This window comes from Chloroflexota bacterium, assembly GCA_015478725.1.
Taxonomy (GTDB): domain Bacteria; phylum Chloroflexota; class Limnocylindria; order Limnocylindrales; family CSP1-4; genus C-114.
Genome location: JADMIG010000151.1, coordinates 1 through 1,039, shown reverse-complemented (window position 1 = coordinate 1,039; position 1,039 = coordinate 1). Strand labels below are relative to the sequence as shown.

The following is a 1,039-nucleotide window of genomic DNA, read 5'->3' as shown; positions in this document are numbered from 1 at the left end:
TGTGGAGCCTCAACAGGTTGTCCTCGGAGAGGGCGAGGCGGCTGACGGGCGTTTGAGATTTTATCCCGCCGTGTGGTCGATGCCAGTTATATCGGTGCAGCCAGAAGGGCAGTTCCTCGGCGCGTCGCTGCGAGGTGGGGTAGGCCTGGGCGTAGGCCCATTCCCGGAGCGCGGTCTGGATGAAGCGCTCGGCCTTGCCGTTGGTTTTGGGTGTGTAGGGCTTGGTGCGGATGTGTTTGAGCCCGCGATCGCGGCAGGCGTCGCGGAAGTCGAACGATCTGTAGCACGAGCCGTTGTCGGTCATCACCCGAGCAACCGTGACGCCGAGGCTCTCGTAGTAGGCCAAGGCTGCCTTCAAGAAGGCGGTGGCGCTCTGTTTCTTCTCGTTGGGCATGACCAGCGAGAAAGCGATGCGCGAGGCGTCGTCGATCGCGACATGGACGAACTCCCAGCCGATGCCGCGGCGGTTGCTCTGGCCGGTGCGGTCGCCGGTGATGCGGTGCCCGACCCGGTCGAAGCGGCCGAGCTTTTTGATGTCGATATGGATCATCTCGCCCGGCGCTTTGCGCTCGTAGCGGATGATCGGTGTGGCCGGCTCCAGATCCTTGATCCGGCTCAGGCCCAGACGCTTCAGAACCCGGCTGACCGTCGCCGGGGAGACGCCGGTCTCCTGGGCGATTTGCTTGCCGGTCCAACGCTGGCGACGCAGGGCTTCGATCCGTTCAGCCGTCGCCTCGGGGGTCGGCCGGTAAAGGCAATGCGGCCGCGAGGAGCGATCGACCAGACCAGCCGGGCCTTCGGCCTCGAAGCGGGCGACCCACTTGCCGACCGTTTTGCTCGTCACGCCCATGGCGGTGGCCACCGCCATGGGCGCCTGGCCTTCAACCAGCACCCGCCGCACCAGCTCGGCTCGACTGTGCGGCGTCAGGCGAGCATTCTTATGGATGTTCATCCGGTCCCCCCGTGGACACTGAAGCTTCGCAACCTCAGCTTCCTCGATCCGGACCGGATGGACAACCTATCGAGAGCTCACAGCTAG

The 1,039-nt window shown here is 65.1% G+C and carries 1 protein-coding gene; it reads right to left on the bottom strand.

Going from position 1 to position 1,039, the window contains the following annotated elements; all coding sequences use genetic code 11:
• Positions 1 to 952 (bottom strand): IS481 family transposase (locus tag IVW53_16230; protein MBF6607103.1); only part of this gene is annotated, 952 nt, incomplete at its 3' end.
• Positions 953 to 1,039: the final 87 nt, after the last annotated feature.